Raw genomic sequence first — 353 nt, 5'->3', positions numbered from 1 at the left:
TTCCATTCATCAGCAAAGTCATATGCGCGATTCTGGTCCCATCCTGAAGAATATGTCGCCAGCAAAAGTGTCAATAACGTATTGTTGCGACCAAGATCTCCGTCACCGCGAACCACAGAAGCCCGACTAAGCGCACTAAACCATGGCTGATCGACCTGGTGATCACGTGTGCTTGGCTTAGCAACGCCAGTCATCTTAAGCTTAATTTCCATTGCCCAATCTAGCAGCATTGCAAAATCGAGCGTCAAAGATGGCTCAAAGAACCTGACCATGTCGTCAGACGGCAACCTGAAGAAGCCAAAATGATTGCATCCAACATCCACCTGTGGCAGGTTTTTCAGGACGCTTTGGCG

1 protein-coding gene is annotated in these 353 nt (G+C 48.7%); it reads right to left on the bottom strand.

What is annotated here, in order from left to right; translation table 11 throughout:
* The coding region (locus tag FD01_RS15385; RefSeq protein ID WP_191981534.1) for a primase C-terminal domain-containing protein at positions 1–353 on the bottom strand (353 nt) is incomplete at both ends.

The organism is Lacticaseibacillus manihotivorans DSM 13343 = JCM 12514 (genome assembly GCF_001435035.1).
Classification (GTDB): Bacteria; Bacillota; Bacilli; order Lactobacillales; family Lactobacillaceae; genus Lacticaseibacillus; species Lacticaseibacillus manihotivorans.
The sequence above is the reverse complement of the archived record's forward strand: the minus strand, read 5'-3'. Positions and strand labels throughout refer to the sequence as shown.